This window comes from Shewanella inventionis, from assembly GCF_014641855.1.
Taxonomy (GTDB): Bacteria; Pseudomonadota; Gammaproteobacteria; order Enterobacterales; family Shewanellaceae; genus Shewanella; species Shewanella inventionis.
This window is the reverse complement of record NZ_BMII01000015.1, coordinates 1-25573: the sequence shown is the minus strand read 5'-3', so window position 1 is coordinate 25573 and position 25573 is coordinate 1. Positions and strand designations below refer to the sequence as shown.

At 39.9% G+C, this 25573-nt stretch carries 20 protein-coding genes and 3 pseudogenes; 17 read left to right on the top strand and 6 right to left on the bottom strand.

The window, feature by feature from the left end; genetic code table 11:
• Nucleotide 1: 1 nt before the first annotated feature.
• Nucleotides 2–799, bottom strand: a complete 798-nt coding sequence (locus tag IEW93_RS10030) for a polyphosphate polymerase domain-containing protein (RefSeq protein ID WP_188739195.1) — start codon at nucleotides 797–799, stop codon at nucleotides 2–4.
• Nucleotides 800–1700: 901 nt separating this feature from the next.
• Between IEW93_RS10030 and IEW93_RS10025 the strand changes: the two genes are divergently transcribed.
• The 6 genes from IEW93_RS10025 to IEW93_RS10000 all read left to right on the top strand — a co-directional run bounded on the left by IEW93_RS10025 (nucleotide 1701) and on the right by IEW93_RS10000 (nucleotide 7120).
• Nucleotides 1701–2468 (top strand): hypothetical protein, encoded by a 768-nt coding sequence (locus IEW93_RS10025; RefSeq protein ID WP_188739194.1) that lies wholly within the window; start codon nucleotides 1701–1703, stop codon nucleotides 2466–2468.
• Nucleotides 2469–2546: 78 nt separating this feature from the next.
• Entirely contained in the window at nucleotides 2547–3851 is a 1305-nt protein-coding gene (locus tag IEW93_RS10020) for an ABC transporter substrate-binding protein (RefSeq protein WP_229706667.1), read from the top strand.
• Nucleotides 3852–4068: 217 nt separating this feature from the next.
• Complete coding sequence (locus IEW93_RS10015; RefSeq protein WP_188739192.1) at nucleotides 4069–4941, top strand: carbohydrate ABC transporter permease; 873 nt, start codon at nucleotides 4069–4071, stop codon at nucleotides 4939–4941.
• A gap of 3 nt (nucleotides 4942–4944) precedes the next feature.
• The gene (locus IEW93_RS10010; protein WP_188739191.1) at nucleotides 4945–5775 is read left to right on the top strand and encodes a carbohydrate ABC transporter permease; all 831 of its coding nucleotides are present in this window, start codon (nucleotides 4945–4947) and stop codon (nucleotides 5773–5775) included.
• 12 nt (nucleotides 5776–5787) lie between these two features.
• The gene (locus tag IEW93_RS10005; RefSeq protein WP_188739190.1) at nucleotides 5788–6819 is read left to right on the top strand and encodes an ABC transporter ATP-binding protein; all 1032 of its coding nucleotides are present in this window, start codon (nucleotides 5788–5790) and stop codon (nucleotides 6817–6819) included.
• A gap of 127 nt (nucleotides 6820–6946) precedes the next feature.
• Nucleotides 6947–7120, top strand: a complete 174-nt coding sequence (locus IEW93_RS10000) for a hypothetical protein (protein ID WP_188739189.1) — start codon at nucleotides 6947–6949, stop codon at nucleotides 7118–7120.
• A 56-nt stretch (nucleotides 7121–7176) separates the two neighbouring features.
• Here the strand turns inward: IEW93_RS10000 and IEW93_RS09995 are convergent, their stop codons facing one another.
• Both IEW93_RS09995 and IEW93_RS09990 read right to left on the bottom strand, forming a co-directional pair.
• On the bottom strand, nucleotides 7177–8196 hold the full coding sequence (locus IEW93_RS09995) for an NAD(P)H-hydrate dehydratase (RefSeq protein ID WP_188739188.1): 1020 nt from the start codon (nucleotides 8194–8196) through the stop codon (nucleotides 7177–7179).
• A gap of 251 nt (nucleotides 8197–8447) precedes the next feature.
• Nucleotides 8448–9104, bottom strand: a pseudogene (locus tag IEW93_RS09990) (peroxiredoxin-like family protein).
• A 147-nt stretch (nucleotides 9105–9251) separates the two neighbouring features.
• Here IEW93_RS09990 and IEW93_RS09985 point away from each other — a divergent pair.
• Together IEW93_RS09985 and IEW93_RS09980 are read left to right on the top strand one after the other, a co-directional pair.
• Nucleotides 9252–10145 carry a LysR family transcriptional regulator gene (locus IEW93_RS09985; protein ID WP_229706665.1) on the top strand — a complete coding sequence of 298 codons (894 nt, stop codon included), beginning with the start codon at nucleotides 9252–9254 and terminating at the stop codon, nucleotides 10143–10145.
• 116 nt (nucleotides 10146–10261) lie between these two features.
• Nucleotides 10262–10984 carry an acyltransferase family protein gene (locus IEW93_RS09980; RefSeq protein ID WP_229706664.1) on the top strand — a complete coding sequence of 241 codons (723 nt, stop codon included), beginning with the start codon at nucleotides 10262–10264 and terminating at the stop codon, nucleotides 10982–10984.
• A 730-nt stretch (nucleotides 10985–11714) separates the two neighbouring features.
• On the opposite strand, the gene IEW93_RS09975 is transcribed toward IEW93_RS09980, so the two are convergent.
• Nucleotides 11715–13127, bottom strand: coding sequence for a DEAD/DEAH box helicase (locus IEW93_RS09975; RefSeq protein WP_188739186.1), 1413 nt, complete (start codon nucleotides 13125–13127; stop codon nucleotides 11715–11717).
• A gap of 5 nt (nucleotides 13128–13132) precedes the next feature.
• Entirely contained in the window at nucleotides 13133–13672 is a 540-nt protein-coding gene (locus IEW93_RS09970; protein WP_188739185.1) for a VspR family transcription factor, read from the bottom strand.
• Nucleotides 13673–13803: 131 nt separating this feature from the next.
• On the opposite strand from IEW93_RS09970, the gene IEW93_RS09965 reads away from it, so the two are divergent.
• Nucleotides 13804–14010, top strand: a complete 207-nt coding sequence (locus IEW93_RS09965; RefSeq protein WP_188739184.1) for a helix-turn-helix domain-containing protein — start codon at nucleotides 13804–13806, stop codon at nucleotides 14008–14010.
• 196 nt (nucleotides 14011–14206) lie between these two features.
• Here the strand turns inward: IEW93_RS09965 and ltrA are convergent, their stop codons facing one another.
• Nucleotides 14207–15679 carry a group II intron reverse transcriptase/maturase gene (gene ltrA / locus IEW93_RS09960; RefSeq protein ID WP_188739274.1) on the bottom strand — a complete coding sequence of 491 codons (1473 nt, stop codon included), beginning with the start codon at nucleotides 15677–15679 and terminating at the stop codon, nucleotides 14207–14209.
• A gap of 816 nt (nucleotides 15680–16495) precedes the next feature.
• Between ltrA and IEW93_RS09955 the strand changes: the two genes are divergently transcribed.
• The 8 genes and pseudogenes from IEW93_RS09955 (at nucleotide 16496) to IEW93_RS22255 (ending at nucleotide 25466) form a co-directional block, all read left to right on the top strand.
• Nucleotides 16496–17056 (top strand): hypothetical protein, encoded by a 561-nt coding sequence (locus IEW93_RS09955; protein WP_188739183.1) that lies wholly within the window; start codon nucleotides 16496–16498, stop codon nucleotides 17054–17056.
• Between the two features lie 263 nt (nucleotides 17057–17319).
• Nucleotides 17320–18813, top strand: a complete 1494-nt coding sequence (locus IEW93_RS09950) for an arylsulfatase (protein WP_229706662.1) — start codon at nucleotides 17320–17322, stop codon at nucleotides 18811–18813.
• Between the two features lie 767 nt (nucleotides 18814–19580).
• Nucleotides 19581–20318 (top strand): glycosyltransferase family 2 protein, encoded by a 738-nt coding sequence (locus IEW93_RS09945; RefSeq protein ID WP_024603948.1) that lies wholly within the window; start codon nucleotides 19581–19583, stop codon nucleotides 20316–20318.
• Nucleotides 20314–20967, top strand: a complete 654-nt coding sequence (locus tag IEW93_RS09940; protein WP_024603947.1) for a TVP38/TMEM64 family protein — start codon at nucleotides 20314–20316, stop codon at nucleotides 20965–20967. The genes IEW93_RS09945 and IEW93_RS09940 overlap by 5 nt, the downstream gene beginning before the upstream one ends.
• Before the next feature lie 12 nt (nucleotides 20968–20979).
• Entirely contained in the window at nucleotides 20980–22701 is a 1722-nt protein-coding gene (locus IEW93_RS09935) for an ArnT family glycosyltransferase (protein ID WP_188739182.1), read from the top strand.
• Nucleotides 22701–23868, top strand: a pseudogene (locus tag IEW93_RS09930) (nucleotide sugar dehydrogenase). The gene IEW93_RS09935 and the pseudogene IEW93_RS09930 overlap by 1 nt, the downstream one beginning before the upstream one ends.
• Nucleotides 23869–23912: 44 nt before the next feature.
• Nucleotides 23913–24928: pseudogene (locus IEW93_RS09925) on the top strand (NAD-dependent epimerase).
• 412 nt (nucleotides 24929–25340) lie between these two features.
• Complete coding sequence (locus IEW93_RS22255) at nucleotides 25341–25466, top strand: hypothetical protein (RefSeq protein WP_268237051.1); 126 nt, start codon at nucleotides 25341–25343, stop codon at nucleotides 25464–25466.
• Nucleotides 25467–25573: the final 107 nt, after the last annotated feature.

Genomic DNA, 25573 nt, shown 5'->3' with positions numbered 1-25573 from the left:
TTTAGTGACTCCATAATGCAGTATGTTGGTTGGATTGAGTTAATGATGAAAGTTTCATCAATGTGGGTTTAAAGCGGTTGTATTTAATCGTTTGCTGGTTAAGCAGAACACAACCGATGCAGTATTTACTGAATGCTGTTGGTGCAAAATAGTGCTGTGGCATCAACTGATAAAATGGCGAGTTTTTTGAATGTTTTAGCTGCTTTAATTCCACAATGAAAAAGCCGTTAAGATCGATGCGTTCATGCCCCATTGATGATTGATACCATAGGTTAAAATCGATAGTTAGTCGCTCTGGTATGGCTTCATTAGCAAGTGCAATTCGTTGGTATCCACCTTGTTGTGAAATTGAAAGTTGAGCAAAGTCATAACCTAAATGCTGTTGAATAAACGAATGATTATTGTCATCTGACTGCAGATTATCATTGCAACGAATACGGCTTTTGATAGTGCGTTTGTGGTTATTTTTAAATTTAACTTCTAAATATTGTGTCTGAGTGTCGAGATAAGTGCGCTTACGCACTTTAAAGCGGTTTAATTTGCCGTTGTGGTGGTCTTTATAAAAACTCATTTCAGGGGTGTCAAAGTACTGATTAAAATAATTTGACGTACGCTTACCGTTAATTTCTAACACACTGTAATGCTCACGAGCGGCTTGCAGTAATGTAGGTAAATATGCCAAAGGTAAAATGAACTTAGAGTCCACTCTGTCTTGTAAATTAGCATGTGTTAAGTCGTCTAAATTATGGCTGTCAAAGTTTGATAGCAATTGTTCAATATTATGGTTAATTATATTCATTTGAACCACTTATCATTATTAGTATGGTGTTTACTTAAGTTGGTATCGCGATAGTAAATAGGCATATATTTGCCACTGAAACTGGCAGAGTTATTAACAGGCAAGTATTCGTTTAATTTTTGTGTTGCTCTTTAAATTTCAACGAATATTACAGTTATGTTAAGTGTACAAAGGGATTGTGCAGAAAATATGATGTAAGTGTGGAGAAAAGCTGTAGATATCAATCTAATTTAATTGGTTTAATCAGATAAATATTAATCAATGTTGATGGTGGACTATTTAATTCAGTGTGCATGAAAATCCAATAGTAATTGGCACTATTAGTCATTAAATAACTTGTGGGTACAGAGTAAAGTCGCTCATAAAATGAATGCTTTGTGTCTAAACAAAAAATATATAAAAAATAGTTATTCTTCATATTTGTGGCACTAACGCTATAGGGCCATTTCTCAGCGGTAAATCATTCAATCTAACAGCTAAGCATCAAGAGCAATTTGCAAACAAAATGCTAGCTCCTCTCTAATGTTTCACTCGAAATCTCATCGTTGTTAGCATTTTTCCCAAGCTGCAATCTTGAATGTTAAAAAAGATGCAACATAAATAATAGGTAAACCATTGTTAATTATGGGTTTAAATTAAGGTGTTAAATTTTTTGTGTTTTTTTATCGTTAAAGTTATTGACGAAAAAAACTCTAGGTGGGAATGTGCTCAGTAGTTGAGTAAATGCTTATTTTGGGGTGCAAAAGCTCAACAGGTTACTTTTTGGTGATGTTTTTTAGAGCAATAAATCGAGAGGTAAGAGGATTTTTCTCGGTTTTATGCACTGATAAATCATCAATATTAAGAACGTTTTTCGCTCTTAAAGTAATTACATAACAATACTTATAAAAAAGGTTTTACTATGTTTAAAAATATTAAAAAAAATTTAGTAATAACGTCTATCGCGTTAACAGGTTGTATCGGTGTTCAAGCTCAAGCTCAAGAAGGTGGGGAGTGGGATTTAGGTTTTGGTCTTAAAACTAACCATTTATGGCATGGTTTTATTGTAACTGATGGGGTAATGACTGCTGCTTCACTTGAATATAAAACGCAAGATAAGAAAACCACTTTTGGCCTTTGGGGAGGCGGCTCATTTAACGGTGAGTTTAAAGAGTTTACTTATTATGTGTCACATAAGTTCACAGATAATTTTTATGTTGAAGTGGTTAACCATGGTAACCATTCTTCAATCCCAGATGGTGAAGTTGATATATTTGATTATTCATCTGATCCGTCTAAAACCGGTAACTTTACTGACATTGGTGTTGGCTATACCTTTGAAGGTAGCACGCCTATTTCGGTTTATTATTCGGTAATTGTTCAAGGTATCGATAAATTTGAAGATGAAGACACGGGTAAAAACGAACGTGCTTATACTAATTATATCGAAGTGTCTGCACCTGTTTGGAAAGGCGTTGATGGCGATAGTGTAAAAGCCTTTGTTGGCGGTGCTTTCTCTCCTGTTCAAAAACAAAATTTCTACTCTGATAATGCAAACATCAATAACGTTGGCTTTACTTACTCAAAAGAGCTAACAGTATTAGGTGCAACATTACCTGTATCGGCAACCGCAATGTGGAACCCAGCACTGAACAATGGTGCGCTGCAAGTTGCGGTCGATCTTTTCTAATTATTGAAGCATGCGTTAGTCGTGAAGTTCGGCTAGCGCCTTTACTTTTAATAAATTATACAGGTAATTATTATGACGATGAAATTATCAGCAGTGGCTGGATGCGCATTATTATTTAGCACGTCTGTATTAGCCGAAACCATCACAATCGCTACCGTCAACAATGGTGACATGATCACCATGCAAGAATTGAGCAGCGACTTTACAGCAAAACATCCCGACATTTCCCTCAAGTGGGTCACACTTGAAGAAAACATTTTACGTCAACGCGTTACAACAGATGTGGCAACTCGTGGTGGCCAATATGATGTGATGACCATTGGCACCTACGAGGTACCAATTTGGGGCAAACAGGGGTGGTTAACTGAGTTAGATAAACTTGGTGCAGATTATGATATGGATGATTTGTTACCTGCTATTCGTAGTGGGCTAACCGTCGATAACAAGCTGTTTGCTGCACCATTTTATGGTGAAAGCTCAATGGTGATGTACCGCAAGGACCTAATGCAAAAAGCAGGTCTTGAAATGCCAACAAAACCAAGCTGGGATTTTATTCGTCAGGCCGCCAAAGCCATGACAGATAAAGAGGCTGGCGTGTACGGTATTTGTTTGCGTGGCAAAGCTGGTTGGGGCGAAAACGTGGCCTTAATTACGGCGATGTCTAACTCGTTTGGTGCGCGCTGGTTTGATGAAAATTGGCAACCACAATTTGACAGTAAAGAATGGCAAGCCACCTTAGAGTATTATGTTGAGTTGCTTGAAGAGTCTGGCCCACCGGGCGTATCTGCAAATGGATTTAACGAAAACCTTGCGCTATTTCAAACCGGTAAATGCGGTATTTGGATTGATGCAACGGTTGCCGGTGCATTTGTGACTAACGTTAAAGATTCAGAAGTGGCCGACAAAGTGGGTTTTGCATTAGCACCAGACAATGGCTTAGGTAAGCGTGGTAATTGGCTATGGGCTTGGACCTTAGCGGTGCCGAAAAGCAGCACTAAATCTGATGCTGCAATGAAGTTTATTAGCTGGGCAACCTCTAAAGAGTATTCTGCGTTAGTGGCAGAGAAAAAAGGGTGGGCAAAGGTGCCACCTGGGACGCGTGCTTCTTTGTATAACAATCCTGAGTACATAAAAGCGGCGCCTTTTGCGCAAATTACTTTAGAGTCTATTCAATCTGCGGATCCAATTAATCCAACCGTTAAGCCTGTACCTTATGTAGGTATCCAGTTTGTGGCCATTCCTGAGTTTCAGGGAATTGGTACTGCTGTAGGGCAACAATTTTCGGCGGCATTAACGGGTCAACTTACCGTAAAACAAGCGTTAGACAGTTCGCAACGCTTAGTTGAACGTGCAATGAAAAAAGCGCGTTACCCTAAAAAATAATATCTATTAATAACGGATAAGTGGCTGACACTTATCCGTTTTAATATTTTCTTTCGCTTAAGTTAACAATGAAAATGATAGGCCAAACCGCTGTTTAGCCTTTTGTATCATCTGTAATGCTCTTTACTTGTGTTGGTTATATCTGGCAGGTAATTGTGTTTAATCTGATTTTCACTGTGTCGCTCAAGCAGAAGTTGCTTATCAAAAGGTCTAGGTTATGGCTACGACAAATTCACGCTCACTTGCTCGGTTGATGTTATTCCCTTCAGTGTTATTACTGTTGGCTTGGATGATCGTACCGTTATGCATGACGTTGTACTTTTCTTTTTTAGATTACAATCTTTTAACACCCGGAAATGATGAGTTTATTGGTTTAGTTAATTACGAGTTTTTTTTAACTGATCCAGCGTTTATTGAATCATTTTTTAATACACTTTTATTAGTGACTGGCGTGCTGTTTATTACCTTGGTCGGCGGTATTGGCTTGGCTGTATTATTAGACCAAGCAATCTGGGGCCGAAACTATGTACGCATTATGGTGCTGGCGCCCTTTTTTGTGATGCCAACCGTATCAGCATTAGTATGGAAAAACATGTTAATGAACCCAGTTAATGGGTTGTTTGCTCACTTTGCGACATGGATTGGGGTTAACCCAATTGATTTCTTTGCTCAAATGCCATTGTTTTCAATCATTATTATTGTGTCTTGGCAGTGGCTGCCTTTTGCGGCATTAATCTTGTTAACCGCTATTCAGTCGCTTGACCGTGAGCAACTCGAGGCGGCAGATTTAGATGGCGCAGGGCCCATTAGCAAGTTTTTATACATAGTACTGCCGCATTTATCACGTGCTATTACTGCGGTGATTTTGATTGAAACCATCTTTTTATTGTCTATTTTTGCCGAAATTTTGGTGACCACAAGTGGTGGGCCAGGTTATGCGTCGACCAACATTACTTACCTTATCTACACTCAGTCGTTACTGCAGTTTGATGTGGGCGGTGGTTCTGCTGGCGGTATTGTTGCGGTGATCCTTGCCAATATCGTTTCGATATTCTTAATGCGTTTAATCGGTAAAAATTTGGAGGGCTAAATTATGGCGATAAATAAAAGCAATAAGTCAAAGTTCATTTATACCATTTTAGCTTGGGGAATAAGTGGTTTAATCTTTTTTCCGATTTTATGGACGCTGCTAACCAGCTTTAAAACTGAGGCCGAGGCAATTTCTGCCAGTCCTAGTTTATTTATGTTTGATTGGACATTAGAAAACTACCGAGATGTGCTTGCACGTTCTCCATATTTTGACCATTTTTGGAACTCGGTGATTATTTCTTTAGGCTCAAGTTTATTGGGTTTACTGATCGCTATTCCAGCTGCTTGGTCAATGGCATTTGTGCAAAATAAACGCACTAAAAACCTATTGATGTGGATGCTTTCAACCAAAATGTTGCCGCCTGTTGGGGTGCTTATTCCGATTTATATGTTGTTTCGCGATTTTGACTTGCTAGACACTAAAATTGGATTGGTGATTGTGATGACCTTGATCAATCTGCCTATTATGGTGTGGATGCTTTACACCTATTTTAGAGAGATCCCCAATGAAATATTAGAAGCGTCTCGTATGGATGGTGCCAATATTATTGACGAAATCTTTCACGTGTTATTGCCTATTGCGTTACCCGGTATCGCATCTACGTTATTACTGAATGTCATTTTAGCTTGGAATGAGGCTTTTTGGTCGCTCATTCTTACCGCTGCGAATGCTGCACCATTAACGGCATTTATTGCCAGTTATTCCAGTCCTGAAGGGTTATTTTATGCCAAGTTATCTGCTGCCTCTGCAATGGCCATTGTGCCAATTTTAATACTTGGTTGGTTTAGTCAAAAACAATTAGTGCGTGGGCTGAGTTTCGGCGCAGTAAAATAGGAGAATTTGAAAATGGGTAGCATTACATTAAAGCAAGTGACAAAAAGTTTTGGCAAAGTAAACGTGATTAAACCAATTGATCTTGAAATCAAAGATGGTGAGTTTATTGTGTTTGTTGGACCTTCTGGCTGTGGTAAATCGACACTTTTACGCATGATTGCTGGGTTAGAAGACACCACAAGCGGCACGATTGAAATTGATGGTCAAGACGCAACCGACACGCCACCGGCTAAACGTGGTCTAGCAATGGTGTTTCAGTCTTATGCTTTGTATCCGCATATGACAGTACGTAATAATATTGCGTTTCCACTTAAACAGGCCAAATTGAGTCCTGAAGAAATCGATAAAAAAATTGCCAATGCGGCAAAAATATTAAACTTAGATACTTATCTTGATCGCAAGCCTGGCCAGCTTTCGGGCGGGCAGCGTCAACGCGTTGCCATTGGTCGAGCTATTGTTCGTCAACCGTCGGCATTTTTATTTGACGAGCCGTTATCAAATCTAGATGCCTCTTTACGGGTCAATATGCGTTTAGAGATTTCTGAACTGCATAAAAGTTTAGCCACCACTATGGTTTATGTTACTCACGATCAAGTTGAAGCGATGACCATGGCAGATAGAATTGCGGTATTTAATGCCGGGATTATTGAGCAAGTTGGAACGCCTTTAGAGCTTTATAATAAACCGGTTAACCAGTTTGTTGCTGGGTTTATTGGCTCACCTAAAATGAATTTTATGAGCGTGAAACCTGTTGAAAATGATCCCACCGTCACTATTGGGGTACGTCCTGAACATCTTGTGATTACAAAAGACAGTGGTAAGTGGCATGGCACCGTTGGCGTGATTGAACATTTAGGTTCAGAAACGTTTTTACACGTTCATATTGATAATGGTGAAACATTAACCGTACGTGCAGATGGTAATTGTGATATTCAATATGGTGATAAAGTATACCTTAATGCCTCGCCAGACAAAGTGTTACATTTTGATGCAAAAGGGCTAACCTTATCTTTAGCAGCCAAAGACACATTAATGTCTGCATAATTGATTATTTTTAGTCAAAGTGTGTAAGCAAAAGCTCATCAGAAATGATGGGCTTTTTTGTTATAGGTATAGAGTGTAATATCTTGATTGTTAGATGCTATATCATTCATACACGATGGGGAAATACATGACTAAATCGATGAAATATCTGTTATTAGCCGCCGTGGTTTGCTTGGCGTTAGTGTGTTTATTTATCGGGAGTGTGCTGGGCGCTGTGGCATTTATTACGATGGGTCTCCTGTTAGAAAGTGCCTTTTGGCTTGGTATCATCACCTCGGTGCAAAAACGCAAACCAACTTAATATTGATATGGTTTATGCCTGCTTGAGTGATACTGATGCGGTTGAGTAATGAACTATCATTGTCGTAATAATTGTTTAATGGCCTTAGGGATATAATCCAGTAAATCACTGGCGAGAACTGAATATTCGCTTAACTCTTTGGCTGCTAAATCACCGGTTAAACCGTGTAAATAGACACCTAAACAAGCTGCATTTAACGGGCTTACTCCCTGGGCACAAAATCCACTGATAATACCTGTCAATACATCGCCACTGCCAGCTTTGGCTAGGGCGCTATTACCTGTGGGATTAATCAATGTGTATTCACCATCTGTGATGATGCTATTTTTACCTTTTAATACCACGGTAGCGCCAAATTGTTTTGCCGCAATTTTTGCATAATGGGCTCGGTTGTTTTGAATGTCGTTGACATCAATATTGAGCAAGCGAGCGAGTTCCTTAGGGTGTGGGGTGATAATGCTTTTAATTGGTAAACTGGGTATTGATTGATGTGAATTTTTACTGTGATGCAGTAAATGGCTGATAAAATTGAGCGCGTCTGCATCAAATATCACACTTTGTTGGCAGGTGTGTAGCTTAGCGAGTAACCCAAAGAAAAAACCATGATTGCCTTCAGCAATGACATCTTCAGTTGCCATTGTTACAGTAAATTGATCTTTACTTTGGGCAATGCTCAAACCGCTACCCACACTAATCACATTGGCTTGTTTTAATTTATCGTCCAGTTGCAATAGCGCTTTTTCGTCAATTGATTCAGTATCGATAGATTGCAGTTCAATAGAGACTGACTCCTCAACATTTGGGTTTATCTCGGCATAGATAATTGGACGAGTTAACAAAGGATGCATAACAATATTGGGTGTTAATGTACTGACACTTTGGCAAACCCCCGGGCTACTGGCCAAAGTAACATAGCCCGCACCAACGCGCATTGCGGCAATACTCGATAAATACGCAGCGCCACGATAGTGAAGTGATCCTGCAATATTAAGCACATGGCCAAATGATAATTTATGGCTGTCCTGTGGTCGATTCGGTAAAAGTGTTTTGATGTATTCTTGCGTGAGGGTCTTCATTTTACCGTCCATTATCGTCAACTCCTTTTGTATAAACATATCATAAGGGCGGTTAAAAATTGTGCGCTAGAACAAGAAATGACAACAAAACAAGATGTTGTATTTTTTTGGGTAGATCATTTCACATAACGCGGGTAGATGGATTTCTAGCGAAAGAGGTGTCATTAATATATTGATTACCTCATAAGGTAATCAATAAGGCAATATTATCAACTTTTGTTTGTCTAAGTTAATGTTTTAAAATGGAATGTTTAGATTTTAACCTGTGTGCGTATTGCGTCGATAATGTCGTTAGGTTCGGCACGGGTACGGTAATCAACATCGACAAAACGCCAAACAACTTTGCCTGCACGGTCAACCACAAATGTTGCAGGGATAGGTAATATTGTGCCGTTACCATTGTTTATAGCGTCTAAATCGAGCTTGCGATCCACGCGCATATGCTCACTTAAAAATGCTGGGACTTGCCACGCCACACCAAATAGTGCCGCAACTTTTGCATCTTGATCAGACAATACCTCAAAATCCATATTACTGATTTCATCTTGGGTCATTGTGCCGTCGGGAATTTGTGGACTAATAGCAACAAGTTGGGCATCGAGTGCGTTAATATCACTTAAGCGTGCTTGCAATGCACGCAGTTGTAAATTGCAATATGGGCACCAACTGCCTCGGTAAAATGTCACCACCACCGGGCCTTTTTGCAGTAAATTAGCCAATGAAATTGCTTGTCCATTTGCATTAGGTAGTGAAAAGTGTGGGGCAGTTTGCCCAAGTTTTAACGCGTCGTTACCTTGTTGAAACGATTTTTATTGAGCAATTATTTCGTCAACTTTTTGCATAAACACAGGATTTTTTTGTCTTCCTTCTGCGATTTTCGCATCGGTTTGCAGTTGTAAGCTTTGCATTGTGTTTTTCCTATTGGTATTACGCTGTTTTACAGCCTGTAATCTTATTGGTTGTAGAATAAACACAAACAAGCTATAACAAAAATATTATTATTTTATGGAATCTATACAAAATTTGCATTTGAGGTGATTATGGACATTAAAATATTGAAAAGTTTTATAAGCGTTGCTGCACATCAGAGTTTTTCTGCTGCGGCGCGCGAACTCAACACGGTACAGCCTGCCATTAGTCGTCATATTGCCATGCTTGAAGACGAGCTTGGGGTTGCGCTGTTTATTCGCAACTCGCGCGAAGTGGCAATTACCAGTGCTGGTGAGCAATTACTGCATGATGCCAAACAGATCATTGTCTTAGCTGATAAGGCCAAAGACCAGGTAAAGCGCGCGCAGCAAGGGCAGGTGGGCGAGTTAAACATTGCTTATTTAAGTTCAGCTTGTTTAAGTTTTATGGCGGATCTTATTCGAAGTTATTCGCAGTTATATCCGGATGTGCATGTGAGTTTATTTGAGATGACCGCCAGCGAACAAATAGCAGCATTTAATCAAAATCGCATTGATGTTGGGTTTTCTCGGCCATTACCTGCAGGTATTCAAGATGAATTTATCAGTACAGACATTTATATCGACAAGCTTGTTGCTGTTGTGGGAGCACATCACCCTTTAGCACAATATTCTCAAATTTCATTGAGTCAGCTGCAGCAACAAAAAATGATATTATTTCATCGAGATGAAGCTGTCGGGTTATTCGATGACACGATAATGATGTGTAAGCAGGCCGGGTTTTCAGCCAATATCGTGAGTCAGCCGCGGCACATGCAAACTTTACTAACCGAGGTGGCAGCAGGCTTAGGTGTCGCCATTGCGCCGTATTGTATTAGTAAATTATACAGTCAAGGTTGTCATTTTTTGCCAATCAACGATGCACATAAATCGATACCCACTCAGTTACATGTTAAGCGCGTTAATTACAGTGCAGCAGTCGATGGATTTGTGGCGCTAGTCATCGCTAATCAACCAAGCATTGCAAAAAGTATGGCCTAATAAAAGTCGGGGTTTGTTGCCGTATGTGAATCATGCCCTAAAATAGCCTTATTGCCGATGGTTATCGGCATATTATCGCGGCAATAATTACACGAATAAGCCAGAGGAAGGCATTAATGATGAATGAGGTTTTACCCCAACGTAAACGCTATTCTGAGCTTGATTGGTTACGGGTTATATTAATATTTGCTGTTTTTTTACATCATGCTTTTATGCCATTTAATGGTGATGGTTGGCATGTCATGAATAATGAGTCTAGCAAAGTGCTTGACGATATTATGGTTTACTTTGAACAACTTAGGCTGCAAACGTTATTTTTTATTGCCGGTGCTGGTAGTTTATTGTTACTGCAAAAAACGTCGGCAAAGTCATTTATGCTAAGTAAATGTCATCGGTTATTTATACCATTATTGGTGGGGATGATATTGATTGTTCCGCCGCAAAATTATATCGAAAATATCGCAGATTATGACTCGTTTTTATCGGCATACGGTCAACTCATGCTGTCGTTTGATACCAATCACTTATGGTTTATCGAGTTTCTGCTGATATTTATGTTACTGGCTATCCCGTTTAAGCGCTTTTTAGATGGCGCAACGGGGATTGTGTGGCTTAAATGGCTTGAGCGATTAAGTCAGTTTAAATTGGGGTTAATTGCGTTAGTTATCGTGCTGGTACTGATCCGAGGCTTAGCAAAATACCTGATGCCAGATGACAGTCATCTTTTGCTAAGTGGTCATTTATTGCATTTATCTTGTCAAATTATTAAATCTCCTTTGCTATTATTTAATTACCTTTTGAGGTTTCATCAAACCTTAAATTGGATTAGGAATAATTAGTGTACAAAGCAAGTAATAAAGTTGTTGGAGATTCAAAACGGTTTCATAGTATACAAGAAAAGCAATAACATCAATCCAGTCATTCTAATATTAGCAAGTTAAGGCAGTTAATATCTAAGCATAAAATATCATAGTTATATTTTACCTAATAATATAAGTTGAGCTTATTAAATGGTTTTGAATATTTACTTACGAAAGTTATTTCTTTAGAAACTTATTATGGTCATTTATCTAATTTGCTTAAACGGGAAAAATTGAATACTTAAATGTATTGGTTGTAATGGATCTTCCGGAAGTAAGCCTCTCAATATCACTCATTCAAATACAACATAGTTATTGTTTTGTAATGGCAAGTGTTGTTTGTTAAGTATCTGATTTGTGATAAAAACACAGAGAGCTGTGGATCTTCATTAACTTCTTATAGGTCTTTTGTTACCGATGTTGTGCCTGCTAATTTGAATTGAATCGCTATAGTTTCCTCGAAACCTTTTCATTAGATATGGTGCACCTCTAGGGAAATTAGCTCTGATTTATAGTTGAGCAAACCCTGGAATAGAAAAGTTATTCAAAGTCTTCGATGTTACACAAATTCGTAATCCAGAAATGTCCCTTAATGTATTGAAAAATAGCAAAAGTCTTTTTGTGACTGGGCTTTTAGCTGTCTATCATTGATAAATACTTTACAAAAATAATTTTAAAAAGTGGTGTCACCATATTTTGTTGTGGCGGCTTAAAACGGAGAGCTAAAGGTTAAAACAACCTTTTCTCTGAAGCCACCGAGAAGCTCACATGACAATGATGTCGCAGGGCCAGAGTGGTCTAGCGACAACAACTCTGCCTGATGTGGCATTTGCTCATCGAAGCTGGCTCGCTCTAATTTGAGTTCGCTCATGTTCGTTGGTGGGATATCTTTCGACCGCAAAGAAAGGGTCTTATCAGCGCCTTGTGTGACTTCAGTTTCAATTGACTGCCTAAACACCACTGGAATGTCAGGTATCTCTTCAGCTATGCGGTTTGCAAACTCGACAAGTTTGGGTGCCGCGAAGGTGTATAGCCAAGCTTCTTGGTTTCTGCTTTTATTTTTGCGTAATACTCTACCTAGAACTTGCCTAAAATAGAGCTCAGTTTTGACTCTGCTTAGGTGACAACATACCTGCAGACGTGGGATGTCTGTTCCCTCGCTAATCATGCCAACGCTAACAATCCAGTTTGTTGTGCTATTTCTAAACTCGTTGATTTTTAGTGAGGGTTGTTGTTCTTTGTAGGTAACGATTTCAGCCGTTTGTGCTAATTCCTGTCTAAGAATATTCAAAATATGTGTGGCATGTTCTACAGATGATGCAACGACAAGGCCTGCAGCGTCAGGGTTGTGCAGCCTAATGTCGTTGAGCTTGTTTGTTGCAAGCTTCAATACATGACGAATCGCCACACCATTTTTGATGATGCACTGGTAAGAAATCGATGAACCTTTGAATAGATCATCTAGGCAATTAAACGTCTTTGTTTCATTATCTTCATTGATAACCGAAATTTTTTCATTATCGATTAAGACGAGCTTGGGATTTCTGCATACTCCGTCGGTTACCGCTTCCCTTAAACCGTATACGTAATCACATTGAATTTGGTTATTCGGATCTGTGTAGTAAGAGAGAGCTATCGGTGCCTTATCTGAGCGCCATGGCGTGCCCGTTAAAGCTAGGGTGTATTCTGCTTGGTTTTGAATATTAAGTAAGATTTCTTCTCCCCATGCATTTGCATCTTTTAGAGAACTGCCTGCGCAATGGTGGATCTCGTCAAAAACGACGAGTACACGATTTCGCTTTAGCAACTGCCAAAAATCTTCGTTGAATGACAGCATACTTTGATAAGTATAAGAGCAACCAATAGCACCGATCACGCCATCGAAACGGCAGTTCAATCGTTTTGAAAACGAAAACTTGATCCCCTGAGATATATTTATCGAAGGTGAAAAGCAAATCACAAAGTCGATTAAGTCTTCTTCAAGTAGTTGAGCAGCAACTTCTGAAGCCATAATCGTCTTACCGGCTCCAGGAGTTGCTAAACAAAGGAAATGCCTGTGTTTTGAATTAAAGTGCTTCAGAGCACGATTGACGCACTCTGATTGCCATTTTCTAAGTTGCATGTCGGTTACTTTTGTTGATGAGAAAGCACAGATTTAATTGCTTTGATTTTCCCAAGTAGTTTTGAGCTTTTTTCTCGGGCTTGTAAGTACTGGGATTCGAGATGTGTCTTCATTTCGGGGAAAGATTGATACAACCGCATATACTCTTCTGATTCACCAATGCTAGTGAGTAAATCAACTTCAGATTCTTTCAAACGTTCTTCAAGTTGCTTAATAGCATCATTAGTGATCACAGGAGCTGATGTTGCCTTGCTTACCGTGGGCGCTGTTGTCCTTTGCACGATGAATTTGGCCTCGAAAAACAGTTCAGACTTTCGGTACACAATACTTTTAGAGTTCTTCGATCCTTTCTTCAGCAATAAGCCTTTATTAATCAACCTATGGATTTGTCTGTAAACATATTTGCGAGCTTCAACCGGTTCTTCGGTTGTTGAGGCCATTGTTAAATATGTGTCACGTAGCTGTGTCACACTAAAGTTGTCAAAGTTCTCTTCCTGGAGAATTGAATTTAGCTGAGCGTTTATCTTGATGGATGGTTTTGGCATTACTTTCTCACAAGAGGAATTTTAACTCTAGCTCACAGGGCTAGAAGAACTTCATATTAACAATGCGGATTATAGTCCGTGGCTTTATAAGCCGCAACTTTGGATAGTATTTATCTTTAACGAGATGAAAAATGAAAGACTTAGCTATCCAATTTGGCTCGAAATTACGAGATAAGCGCAAGGCGCTTGGGATCTCACAAGATAAAATGGCGCTATTAGCAGAGGTAGATCGCAGCTATGCGGGACGAATTGAGCGTGGTGAAGTCAACATCACGCTTGAAAAGGCCTATCAGCTAGCAGAGGTCTTGGAGTGCGACATTAGGGAGTTATTGCCCTAACGTAGAAGCTATCGCTATTTCAATTCTAAAGGTGCCTCAATGTTATCCTGCAACCTCACCGTTAGTACCTTCCTCACTCAGAAGTGTCGGATAGACGACACTTGTTACCAAGTGCCGCCCTCCTAAGAACCCAGCGTGCAACTTTCACTGCACTAGGCTCAAGCCTCCACAAAGGTATCGTTTGATACCCAGCAACTTATAAAGCAGTGAGAGCAGGTTCATTCCAAGCGTTACGAGCTTGCCTTTTCGATTTTCTCCTAGCCAAGTATTCTTGGTATTGAGGATCGAATGGTATAGCCGCACTTCGAATTTTCACATGCCTCTCAATAGGCACTTTGGCTATTTGGAATAGATTGAATTGGCAATCCATATCCTTGACCTTCTGCCAACCGTGAAATTGCCATTGGCCTTTTCGGTTGATGAAGTATTTAAGGGCTACCCAAGTCTTAGACTTTGTTGGGTGACGCCTTACTGCCCAGTGCCATAACGAATAGAATAGTTTGTGCCCAACATACCCGAATACTTGTTTAGCAACGCAATGACGATAATAATTCGCCCAACCCCTTAGTTTTGGATTTATCAGTTTGATAAGATCGTTAACAGGGATAGTAGCGTGCTTTTTGATGAGTTCGCGCAGGTTACTCAAGAACAACAAGGTATTGGACTTGCTCGGTTTGATGAGCAATTTTCCTTTGTACTTCCTATGATTGAACCCTAAGAAGTCAAAACCCTTGTTGATGTGGGTAATATGCGTTTTCTCTTCGGAGAGTGTTAAGCCTCTTTCCGCTAAGAAATCAGCTATCAACGGTTTGATATCGTTCTCGAGCACTTCCTTTGAGGCGCAGGTGACGACGAAATCGTCGGCGTATCCAATAAAGTTGGCTCTGGCACCCTTTTTGAGTGCTGTAGACTTTATGCGCTGCTCAAGTCCAGCAAGAGTCATTAGCATCAAGGTGGGGGATATAACCCCTCCTTGTGGCGTGCCCTCATCAGTACGATAAAACAGCCCTTTGTCCATAAAACCAGACTTTAACCATTGTTCCAACATTCGTTTATCTATGGCGATGTTATCAATTAGCCATTGATGCCCGATTTTGTCGAAGCAGGATTTGATGTCCCCCTCAAGAACCCATTGTGCTGATTTCTTTAGAGCCAAACATTTGAAGCACTGATCGACTGCGTCAGCAGTGCTACGATTTGGTCTAAATCCATAGCTGTTAGGGTCGGCAAGCGTCTCCGATATAGGCTCTAATGCAAGAAGGTGGAGCGCTTGTTGTGCTCTGTCTATCATGCATGGGATACCAAGAGGTCTGAGTTTGCCATTCTTTTTGGGGATATAGATACGCTTGAGTGGTTTGGCTTGATATGCCTTCCTGCTCAATTGATTTACTGCTTTCATGCGGCGGGTATCTGTATTCCAGATAACACCGTCTATTCCAGGCGTTTTACTGCCTTTATTTTGTGATACACGCTTAACAGCAAGAAGTTTTGCTGAACGCGAGTGAGTCAGTATCCACTGCAACGCTTTCGCTTTACCGTGTTTCCCTTCTCGTGTTGCCTTTGCAATACGCATCTGAAGCTTTAATACATGCGGTTCAACAGATTTCCAGTCTATGGACTGCCATTGTTCGCTGTCAGGAGAGGCACTAATCTCTGTTGAAATCATCATTTGCGTTTCTCCTTGAATAAAGTTCTTCACATTATCTTGCAACGGGAGACCAGTCGGAAGTGGGCTCACTTTCGTGACCAGACACAAGTCTGTATCTGCATCGTTACAATGCAGCCTTTGCTTTTTCCAACCTCCTATACCTACATCACTATCGGCCAAATCAGCTTTCCCAAAGGGAGCGATATAGGCTTACCGTGTTCCGTATGTCGCGCAATGTCAGGTTAGATGCCCGCTATAGTGCGGAGAGCGTATTGATCACGAAAGAGCATGGGGCAATCTCTTTCCAACTCTCATGCCTTTTGGCTACAGCGTATTAACCACTTCCGCTGTTTCATCACATAACGCACCTTACGCGGATTCACGTATGTTCATCATACTGACTACCTAGCACTCACCCGATTTGTGGTTATCAGGAGGATCGTCCTCTCACGATTGAGATCCCGATTAGTCCATGACCAATCTTCGTTACATTGTTAGGCTCGCTACTTTATTCAGAGCCCTAGGTTCATCTGGTGATACAGATGGTTCACTCAAAAGCGGTGAACAGCGCTTCATACGACCTCACGTCGCACGCCCCATTATGAGTTAACCACAATTTCTGACTTGCATCATTTATCTAATGATAGACCCATTGTGAGCTACGTTCGGTTAATCACTCAGTGCACAGAGGAATAATTTGAGATACATTTAGTAATTCCAAAAATATGGAAGTAAAGTCAGATTACACCTCTATCTAAGTGATCAAATTCAGCGACCACTACATACTGAGATCCTATCGAAGCTTGCGGTAATATCCTCCTCAAGATTGGTGAACACATGAAATCAAAAAACGAATGTCTAGCAAAGCTCAATTATTTGAGAGAAACATTTTGGTTTAGTCTCGGCGCTTATGGCCTAGCGACTAAAGAGCCTACTGCAGGAGTAATTGCGCAGCACAAGATTGAATTAGCAGGTAATCAGATATATGTGTTAGCTGAAAATGAAAAGGGTCCTGAGTTTTGGCTTAAATATTCGGTTGGGTTCTCTGAGGCTCTTTCCGATGGTTCTGCTAAAACATTTGTCAGGCAAACCTTCTTGATGATGCTGCTTGAGTCATTTGAGGCATCTAAAAAATATGCTCAAGCAAATGGACAGCTCGACTCCTTCAAAAAGCAAGAATGGTACCCGTTTGCTAGACACCTAAGGAATGCTATTGGCCATAACGAAGTGTGGAGTATAGGTAATAATCCCAAGGATCTACCTACGACCTTCAGGAACAAAACCATTGATGTTAGTCTAGATGGTCAACCGCTTGGTGAATTTATTGATTGGGTATATGGATTGCAACTACACGCTAATTTTACCAACTGGGTTCATCTAGAATCGACAGAGCGATAAAGACCAAAATAATTATTTATGCCCCAAAATGAGCTAACGTAAATGCTCTGATTTTTGTATATAAATCAAGTTTAATCCTTTTTTCATTGAAATATAACACTACTTGTTTAGTATTAAATATGTACAGCGTGTCACTTGTAGAAACAACTTAAAATAGCAGTATGAGTTTGCTGCAAGCGAGGATAAAAAATTACTGGTTATTAAAATCAGTTTTTTCAAGGAGAAAGTGATGTTTAAGTATTTTATGGTCTGTATGGCCATACTTGTTTTTTAATCTACCCAGCTATGCTGCTGATAAACCCAATGTGCTTGTTATATGGGGTGATGATGTTGGCATGTGGAATATTAGTGCCTACCATCGCGGTATGATGGGAGGAAGTACTCCTAACATAGATAGCATCGCCAATGATGGCATGATATTTATGGATCACTACGCACAAGCTTCTTGTACCGCAGGGCGTGCAGCATTTATCACAGGTCAGTACCCGATACGTACAGGACTTAGTACGGTAGGTCTTCCAGGTGCTCCGCAAGGCTTGCAGAAGAAAGATCCAACACTCGCAACTATGCTTAAATCCAAAGGTTATGTAACAGGTCAGTTCGGCAAAAACCATTTAGGTGATCTTGATGAACACTTACCAACTAATCATGGTTTCGATGAGTTCTTTGGTATTCTGTATCACCTCAACGCAGGTGAATATGTTGAGCAGCAAGATTATCCGCAAGACGCTAAAACACAAGAAAAATTCGGCTTAAAAATGCGTGGTGTGATCCACTCTAAGGCACTAGGTAATGGTAAGCAAGAAATTAAAGATTTAGGGCAGTTTGGTAAAGAAAGTCAGCGTAACCTAGATCAAGAGGTACTTGTAGAATCAAAACGTTTTATTCGTGATGCTGTAAAACAAGATAAGCCTTTCTTTGTTTGGCATAACACCATACGTATGCACTATCAAACTAACTTAAATAAAGATTATGATGGTAAGACTGGTTATGGCTTATACGCTGATGGTATGGCCGAAATGGATGATGATGTGGGCGAATTGCTTAACTTGCTTGATGAGTTAAAAATCACAGACAACACGATAGTGATGTTTTCGACTGATAATGGCGCAGCATCAAACTCTTGGCCTGATGGTGGTAACCAACCATTCCACGGTGAAAAAGGCGTTGGTGGCTGGGAAGGTGGTTTCAGAGTGCCATTAGTCGTAAAGTGGCCTGGTCACATTCCTAAAGGTGTAAGTACTGGTGAGTTCATGACAATGGAAGATTGGATGCCTACAATTATGTCATGGGTGGGAGATAAAGACCTCAAAGCTAATTTATTGAAAGGCACCAAAATTAATGGTCAAAGGTATAAAGTGCATTTAGATGGCTTTGATCAAAGTGATATATTACTAAAAAACGGTAAAACAAAGCGTAAAGAGTTTTATTATTTCACCGAAACTACTTTCCATGGCATGCGTTATGGTGATTGGAAGCTTATTTTCACTGAGCAGAACCACTGGTTTAGATCAACGCAAAATGCACTTACTTCTCCTTACATTATTAACTTAAAAATGGATCCATTTGAACGCTTTATTGATGCTCGGGGTTATGATGAATGGGCAGAAAACCGTAGTTGGATTTTAGGCCCCGCAGGTAATCAAATTTCAGAATTTGTGAAAACCTTTAAAGCTTTCCCACCAAGTCAAGAAAGTATGTCTGTACAGGTTGGAAGTGTCGCTGAAATGATTTCACAGCAAGCACTCAATCGTTAGTAATGATTTAAATCACAGATTACAAATAAGAAGAGCTCCAGACTAATGCCGCTCACTTAATGTGAGCGGCATTTTTTTAGAGATAATACCTAGGTCGTTTTTCAAGCTTCATGAAATACTCTTTCTTGCGATGTTTCATCGGATTCTTACATATTGAAAAGATTGTTCAATTGAACTAGCAATTGATTTTTAAATTGGTCGGTATTAAATTGTAATGCTCAGCTTTTTTACACAACAAACATAAATTTTCTATTACTAGTTGTTTAGATTTAAATCTTTAATCGTCTAAGAAAATTAAAACTGTCAACGGTAGTTGTTGATACAAAACAGTCTTCGTTCTAACTTATATTTGTCCATTAACGAGTGAGTAAATTGCAAAACTTGCGCATTGCTTCTGCCCCAAAGTGAGTAAAAGTAAATGCTCTAAAGACTGCTTAGAGCGAGTTACGGACATTGAACATATGCTGGTGAACGTGGATATTCTAATATTTTACAGTTGAAAAAAATGTCTCAACAAAACTAATGGACTTGTTGCCATTAAAGTATGATGAAATCTACCCGAGAAAAGAGTCCTAATATTCAGAGTAATATTGCGTGTAGTGCTGTAAATCATTTTTTCAGTTTTTCTTAAGTAAATCTTAAGGTTTGCCTGATGTTTTATTAAGACACTTTTTATTTAGCCAATAGGTTTCTTTAATTGCTTGACTTATCGGTGATTAATTTGCATATTTATTATCGCTAATAACTAAAAAAACAGGGATTTATATATGTTATCAGTTGTACTTCCTGCCAAAGACGAAGCCGAAAATATTGGCCATCTCATTGAAGAAATTCATACCAGCCTTGCTGATTTATACCCGTTTGAGATTATCGTTGTCGATGATGGCTGTAGTGATAGTACCTTTGAAACCGCCCTCGAAACTGGAAGAACATTAGGCTGTGATGTAAAAGCTATCAAACATGCCTACAGTGTCGGACAAAGCACAGCGATTGTGTCGGGTGTGTTACAGGCGAAATACACCTTGATGGCGACCCTTGATGCCGACGGACAAAACGATCCGGCTGATTTGCCTAAATTAGTTGAGCGCGCTCAACAAATAGAAGCCGCTAATTTTTGCGTAATTGGCTACCGTAAAAACCGAAAAGACACGCCTTGGAAACGTTTTCAGTCGCGTTTTGCTAATAAATTCCGCGATGCTATTTTACATGATGGTGTGCCAGATACCGGCTGTGGTTTGAAAGTAGTGCCCACAGCCACATACCTAAGGCTACCACACTTTAACCATATGCACCGTTATATTCCTGCTTTGGTCAAACGTATGGGAGGCGAAGTGCAAGTGCAAGAAGTGAACCACCGCGATCGTGAACATGGTCTATCAAAATACACGGCTTGGAATCGAGCTTGGGTCGGTATTGTTGATGTATTAGGCATGATGTGGCTTATTCGTCGTGGCAAAGTGCCAATGGTTAATGAAATTCAAACGAGTAACACTAGTGACGATTAACAGGCTCGCTAAATTTATTGTTAGTTTGTCGTTATTTATTGCGATAGCGTTTGCAGTTCAACAAGGTTTTTTTGAACATATCGCTGACAGTAACTGGGTCGCTAAGTTTGTTAAAGAACAAGGCAAACAAGCCGTTGTTGTATTGATGGCGATGGGGGCTGCCTATGCCGCTCTTGGTGCGCCACGCCAATTGTTAGCGTTTGCGTTTGGTTTTGCTTTTGGGGCTGTTGAAGGGGCACTTTTAGCGTTAGTAGCAACAGAGCTCGGTTGTATTTTGTCATTTTACGCCGCCAAATGGTTGTTTCGCTCAAGCTTGCAACGCAAATTTAATAAAAGTTTAATGAAATTTGAACGCTTGGTTAAAGACAATACCACCTTAAAGGTATTGATGATTCGGTTGTTACCTATCGGCAGTAACTTGTTTACTAATGTCGCAGCTGGAGCAACTACAGTACCGGCTCAGGGGTTTTTTCTTGGTAGCTTTATTGGCTACATTCCACAAACCTTAATTTTTGCCTACGCTGGCGCTGGAATTGGTTTATCAGAGCACGAAAAAATACTCATCAGTATTGCGCTGTTTATTGTTTCATCGGTAATTGGCTCACTGCTTTATCGCAGTCAATTTCGTCGTAAAGTACAAGAACTATAAAGAAGTTAGGTTATGAAAAATATAATAAAAACCTTCGAACAAGATGATTATTACGCCGTCTTAAAAATCTTACTGGCCTTTGCCGCTGTTATTATTTTATTAGGTATTGGTATTCGTTCACCGTGGCCTGCTGATGAACCTCGATTTGTTGAAGTAGCCAGAGAAATGGTTGCCACTGGCAATTGGCTATTTCCAATGCGTGGCGGTGAATTTTATCCTGATAAACCACCAGTTTTTATGTGGTCAATCGCTCTTTTTTATTCACTTATTGGCAACCTAAAACTGGCATTTTTACTGCCAAACGCCATCTGTGGCTTGATCACTTTATTTTTGGTGTATGATCTTGGGGCAAAACTCCATAGTGTTCGCGTGGGTCGCAATGCCGCTTTACTTTTATTAATTACACCACAATTTTTGATCCAAGCTAAAGCTGCCCAAATTGATGCGATGGTGATGTGTTGGATAACGATTGGTTGTTATGGCTTTATCCGTCATTTCATTTTAGGGCCCAATTGGCGCTGGTATTTTATTTCGTGGGCATTTATGGCGCTCGGCATTATTACTAAAGGGGTAGGTTTTTTACCTGTACTCATGTTTATTCCCATCATTGCTTATCGCTTGGCGAATAAAGACTATTTTAAAGGCAGGCTCACCTTCGCTTGTTGGTTAGGTTTTGTGCCCTTTTTCTTGGTGTTGGCGGCTTGGTTTGTACCGATGATGATTACGGTGGCAGAGCAAGCGACCCCTGAATTAATTCAGTACAAAAACAATATTCTGTTCAAGCAAACGGGCGAACGGTACGCCAATGCCTGGCATCACCTTGAGCCTTGGTATTATTTTATTGTTAGTGTAATTCCCGTGATGTGGTTTCCATTACCAATTTTATTGTTGAGCTCGCTAAAGCATGTTTATCACAAATTAAAAACAGATCCAGTATTGATGATATTGTTTGCTTGGGTTGTGCTTGTGGTGTGTTTTTTCAGTATTAGTCCGGGCAAGCGCGGGGTTTATGTGTTACCTGCATTGCCGATGTTGTCGCTGTTTACCACCATTGCTTACCATGAAGTTAAACTACCGTTATGGTTTAACCGCATCAGCAAAAGCATTTTATGGTTAATTGCTATTGTGCTTGTTGTCGCTGGCATTGGTTTATTAACGGGTCATAAAAAATTAGTGAAACCATTAACCGCATACCCTGAAATGATCCCGTGGGCGGCAGGTTTAGCGTTTATTTTAGCAGCGATATGGTTAGTTAGTTTATGGCGATTACGGTCGAAAAACGCCTTTTTTAATTTAGGAATGGTAATTGTCGCTTCTTGGTTAATAGTGAGTACCTTAGGATATTGGCTAGCCGAGCCCCTGCGCACACCCAAACATGTTATTGAAGAAGTGGAAAACACCTTAGGTCAGCATGGTGAGCGCGGTGAACTTGGGTTAGTGAAATTTAAAGAGCAATTTTTATTGTTTTCACAATTACCAATAACGCATTTTAGTTACCTAGCAACGGATGAAGAAGAAGAGCGTAACGCATGGCTATGGATGGGCGAGAAGGCGGGTCGATTTATTTTAGTGCCAGATGATGCCAACTTAACGTGTTTCGATGTGTCTAACGGGCAAGATATGGGCTACGCTCACAGGCAGCACTGGTTATTATTAAGTGCTAAGCAAATGGCAGAAAACTGCCAAGCGCCAAAAGTTATTAAGCGTTTTAGTGTTCCTAGAGAAGCGTATTAATGAAAATAGCTGTAGTAGGAGCAGGTTTTGTTGGTTTGTCTAATACCATTTTACTTGCTCAGCATAATAAGGTGGTTATCTACGATATCGTTCCAGCGAAAGTAGATTTAATTAATAGTCGTAAATCTCCCTTTGTCGATAAAGAAATAGAAGCTTTTTTTATTTAAAGATGACCTCGATTTATCAGCAACTATCGATGAACGAGAAGCGTTAATTGGTGCAGTCTATGTACTTATCGCGACCCCAACTGACTACGATCCAAAAACTAACTATTTTGATACCACTAGTGTTGAGAATAGTATTACCAAAGTCGTTGAAATTAATCCTCATGCTACGATTATCATCAAATCTACCGTACCCGTGGGGTATACCGCAGGTATTAGACAAAAATTCGGTCATGTGCATATTATCTTTTCGCCTGAATTTTTAAGAGAAGGCAAAGCACTGTTTGATAACTTATACCCTTCACGCATTATTGTCAGTGAGCACAGTGAAAAAGCACAGCAATTTGCGGATTTGTTGGTACAAGGCGCTGAAAAAGAAAACATAGATGTCCTATACACTGATGCAACGGAAGCAGAGGCAATTAAGCTATTCTCTAATACCTATCTGGCTATGCGAGTAGCCTACTTTAACGAATTAGACAGCTATGCCGAAAGTCACGGACTGAACTCACGTCAAATTATTGAGGGCGTGGGATTAGATCCGCGTATTGGTATGCATTATAACAACCCTTCTTTTGGTTATGGTGGTTATTGTTTACCTAAAGATACCAAACAATTGTTGGCCAATTATCAAGATGTTCCTAATAATATGATTCGGGCGATTGTTGATGCGAATACAACTCGAAAAGACTTTATAGCTGATTCAATTTTAAAGAAGAAGCCACAAGTTGTTGGGATTTATCGGTTAATTATGAAGTCGAGATCGTGTAATTTTCGCTCATCAAGCATTCAAGGCATTATGAAACGCATAAAAGCAAAAGGCATTGAAGTGGTTATCTATGAGCCTTCATTCACAGAAAGTGAGTTCTTCCATTCAAAAGTGATGACAGATTTAACTAAGTTCAAAGCCATATCAGATATTATTGTTTCTAACCGTATGGCGGATGAGCTGCTTGATGTAGAACAAAAAGTCTATACGCGAGATCTTTTTGGCTCTGATTGATGTTGGCTGTTAGCCACTGAATTTTTATTTAATGGTTTTAGGTTATGAAATATCTAGTCACTGGCGCAGCAGGTTTTATTGGTTTTCATGTAGCACAGCGATTGTGTGAGCAAGGTCACCAAGTTATTGGTATCGATAATATCAACGATTATTACGACATCAATTTAAAGCAGGCGCGGTTAGCAACATTGAACAAAGCGCATCAAGCAACAGGTGCGTTTAGCTTTATAAAATTAGATATTGCTGATCGACATGCCGTTGCAGAGCTATTTAAGAAAGAAAAGTTTAATCGTGTTATCCACTTAGCAGCACAAGCCGGTGTACGCTACTCCATTGATAACCCGTTAGCATACGCAGATGCCAATTTAATTGGCCATTTAACCATTCTTGAAGGTTGCCGTCATAATAACGTTGAGCATTTAGTGTATGCGTCATCAAGCTCGGTATACGGACTAAACAACAAAGTACCTTTTGCTACCAGTGGCAGTGTTGATCATCCTGTATCGCTATATGCGGCCACGAAAAAATCGAATGAGTTGATGTCGCAAACCTATTCTCATTTATATGACTTACCCACCACAGGTCTTCGCTTTTTTACAGTTTACGGCCCATGGGGCCGACCTGATATGGCGCTGTTTAAATTTACCGAGCGATTATCAAAGGTGAGAGTATCGACGTTTATAATAACGGTGATATGCGACGAGACTTTACTTATATCGACGATATTGTTGAAGGTATATTACGCATTCAAAATATCATTCCACAGCGCAATACACAGTGGGCAGTGGAAACTGGCAGTGCCGATGAAAGCTCTGCTCTCTATAAGGTGTTTAATATTGGCAATGGTCAGCCAATTAATTTTCTCGATTTTGTTCAGCCACTTGAAAGCGCGTTAGGAATTAAAGCCAAGAAAAATTTTATGCCGATGCAAGCGGGCGATGTTTACCAAACCTTTGCAGATATTGATGACTTATTTAATGTTACCGGCTATAAGCCTAAAATGAGTGTTGAACAGGGCGTTAATAACTTTGTTGACTGGTATCGTGAATTTTATGGTTAAGTGATTTATCTATCCATTTTTGCATAATAGTGACATCTAGAGATGTCCGCCTATATTTCTAATATCAGTAATTATCTGCTGTAATCAAACAGGACACTTTGATAATGGAATATAATCCAATACTATTCATCAAGGTCCGTTCATGGCACAAAACCGACCTCAGTCTCTAACTCATTTTTGTCCACAAATGGGTTAGGGGCTTAACCCATTTATGCCCCATTCCTCGTTAGAACTGATATTTCAAGTTCGTAATAGTGATTACATTTGACCTATATTTTCTCATGCAAAATTCATCTATCTAATCTGCATTTTATTCGGCATCCCAATTTTAATCACTTATGGTGCGCCAGAATCGACCTATGTAAAAGCGATCGATGATTTCTCGCAAATCACGGCTAAAGGCGGCAGCCAAGTGAATGGCCCTCAGTATTTTGAAGTCGTCACTAAGGCGGGAGAGACTTACTATTATGGCAATCCAGGATTGGGTGGCTGGATAGCCACCACCAAAAGCCAACTAGAGACGGCAGCATTGAATTAGCTGAAATACTTCAATAACCCTAATCGGTTATGAGTAACAATTAGGCCTAGTGAAGTGAATAATAATCAATTTGATGATCCCTCAGTTTTACCTAGGTATCAAGACAA

What these genes read in the sequence shown, in the direction of transcription:
- IEW93_RS10030 (WP_188739195.1), bottom strand. Translation starts at nt 799, where the DNA reads ATGAATATAATTAACCATAATATTGAACAATTGCTATCAAACTTTGAC.
- IEW93_RS10025 (WP_188739194.1), top strand. Translation starts at nt 1,701, where the DNA reads ATGTTTAAAAATATTAAAAAAAATTTAGTAATAACGTCTATCGCGTTA.
- IEW93_RS10020 (WP_229706667.1), top strand. Translation starts at nt 2,547, where the DNA reads ATGAAATTATCAGCAGTGGCTGGATGCGCATTATTATTTAGCACGTCT.
- IEW93_RS10015 (WP_188739192.1), top strand. Translation starts at nt 4,069, where the DNA reads ATGGCTACGACAAATTCACGCTCACTTGCTCGGTTGATGTTATTCCCT.
- IEW93_RS10010 (WP_188739191.1), top strand. Translation starts at nt 4,945, where the DNA reads ATGGCGATAAATAAAAGCAATAAGTCAAAGTTCATTTATACCATTTTA.
- IEW93_RS10005 (WP_188739190.1), top strand. Translation starts at nt 5,788, where the DNA reads ATGGGTAGCATTACATTAAAGCAAGTGACAAAAAGTTTTGGCAAAGTA.
- IEW93_RS10000 (WP_188739189.1), top strand. Translation starts at nt 6,947, where the DNA reads ATGACTAAATCGATGAAATATCTGTTATTAGCCGCCGTGGTTTGCTTG.
- IEW93_RS09995 (WP_188739188.1), bottom strand. Translation starts at nt 8,196, where the DNA reads ATGAAGACCCTCACGCAAGAATACATCAAAACACTTTTACCGAATCGA.
- IEW93_RS09980 (WP_229706664.1), top strand. Translation starts at nt 10,262, where the DNA reads ATGATGAATGAGGTTTTACCCCAACGTAAACGCTATTCTGAGCTTGAT.
- IEW93_RS09975 (WP_188739186.1), bottom strand. Translation starts at nt 13,127, where the DNA reads ATGCAACTTAGAAAATGGCAATCAGAGTGCGTCAATCGTGCTCTGAAG.
- IEW93_RS09970 (WP_188739185.1), bottom strand. Translation starts at nt 13,672, where the DNA reads ATGCCAAAACCATCCATCAAGATAAACGCTCAGCTAAATTCAATTCTC.
- IEW93_RS09965 (WP_188739184.1), top strand. Translation starts at nt 13,804, where the DNA reads ATGAAAGACTTAGCTATCCAATTTGGCTCGAAATTACGAGATAAGCGC.
- ltrA (WP_188739274.1), bottom strand. Translation starts at nt 15,679, where the DNA reads ATGATGATTTCAACAGAGATTAGTGCCTCTCCTGACAGCGAACAATGG.
- IEW93_RS09955 (WP_188739183.1), top strand. Translation starts at nt 16,496, where the DNA reads ATGAAATCAAAAAACGAATGTCTAGCAAAGCTCAATTATTTGAGAGAA.
- IEW93_RS09945 (WP_024603948.1), top strand. Translation starts at nt 19,581, where the DNA reads ATGTTATCAGTTGTACTTCCTGCCAAAGACGAAGCCGAAAATATTGGC.
- IEW93_RS09935 (WP_188739182.1), top strand. Translation starts at nt 20,980, where the DNA reads ATGAAAAATATAATAAAAACCTTCGAACAAGATGATTATTACGCCGTC.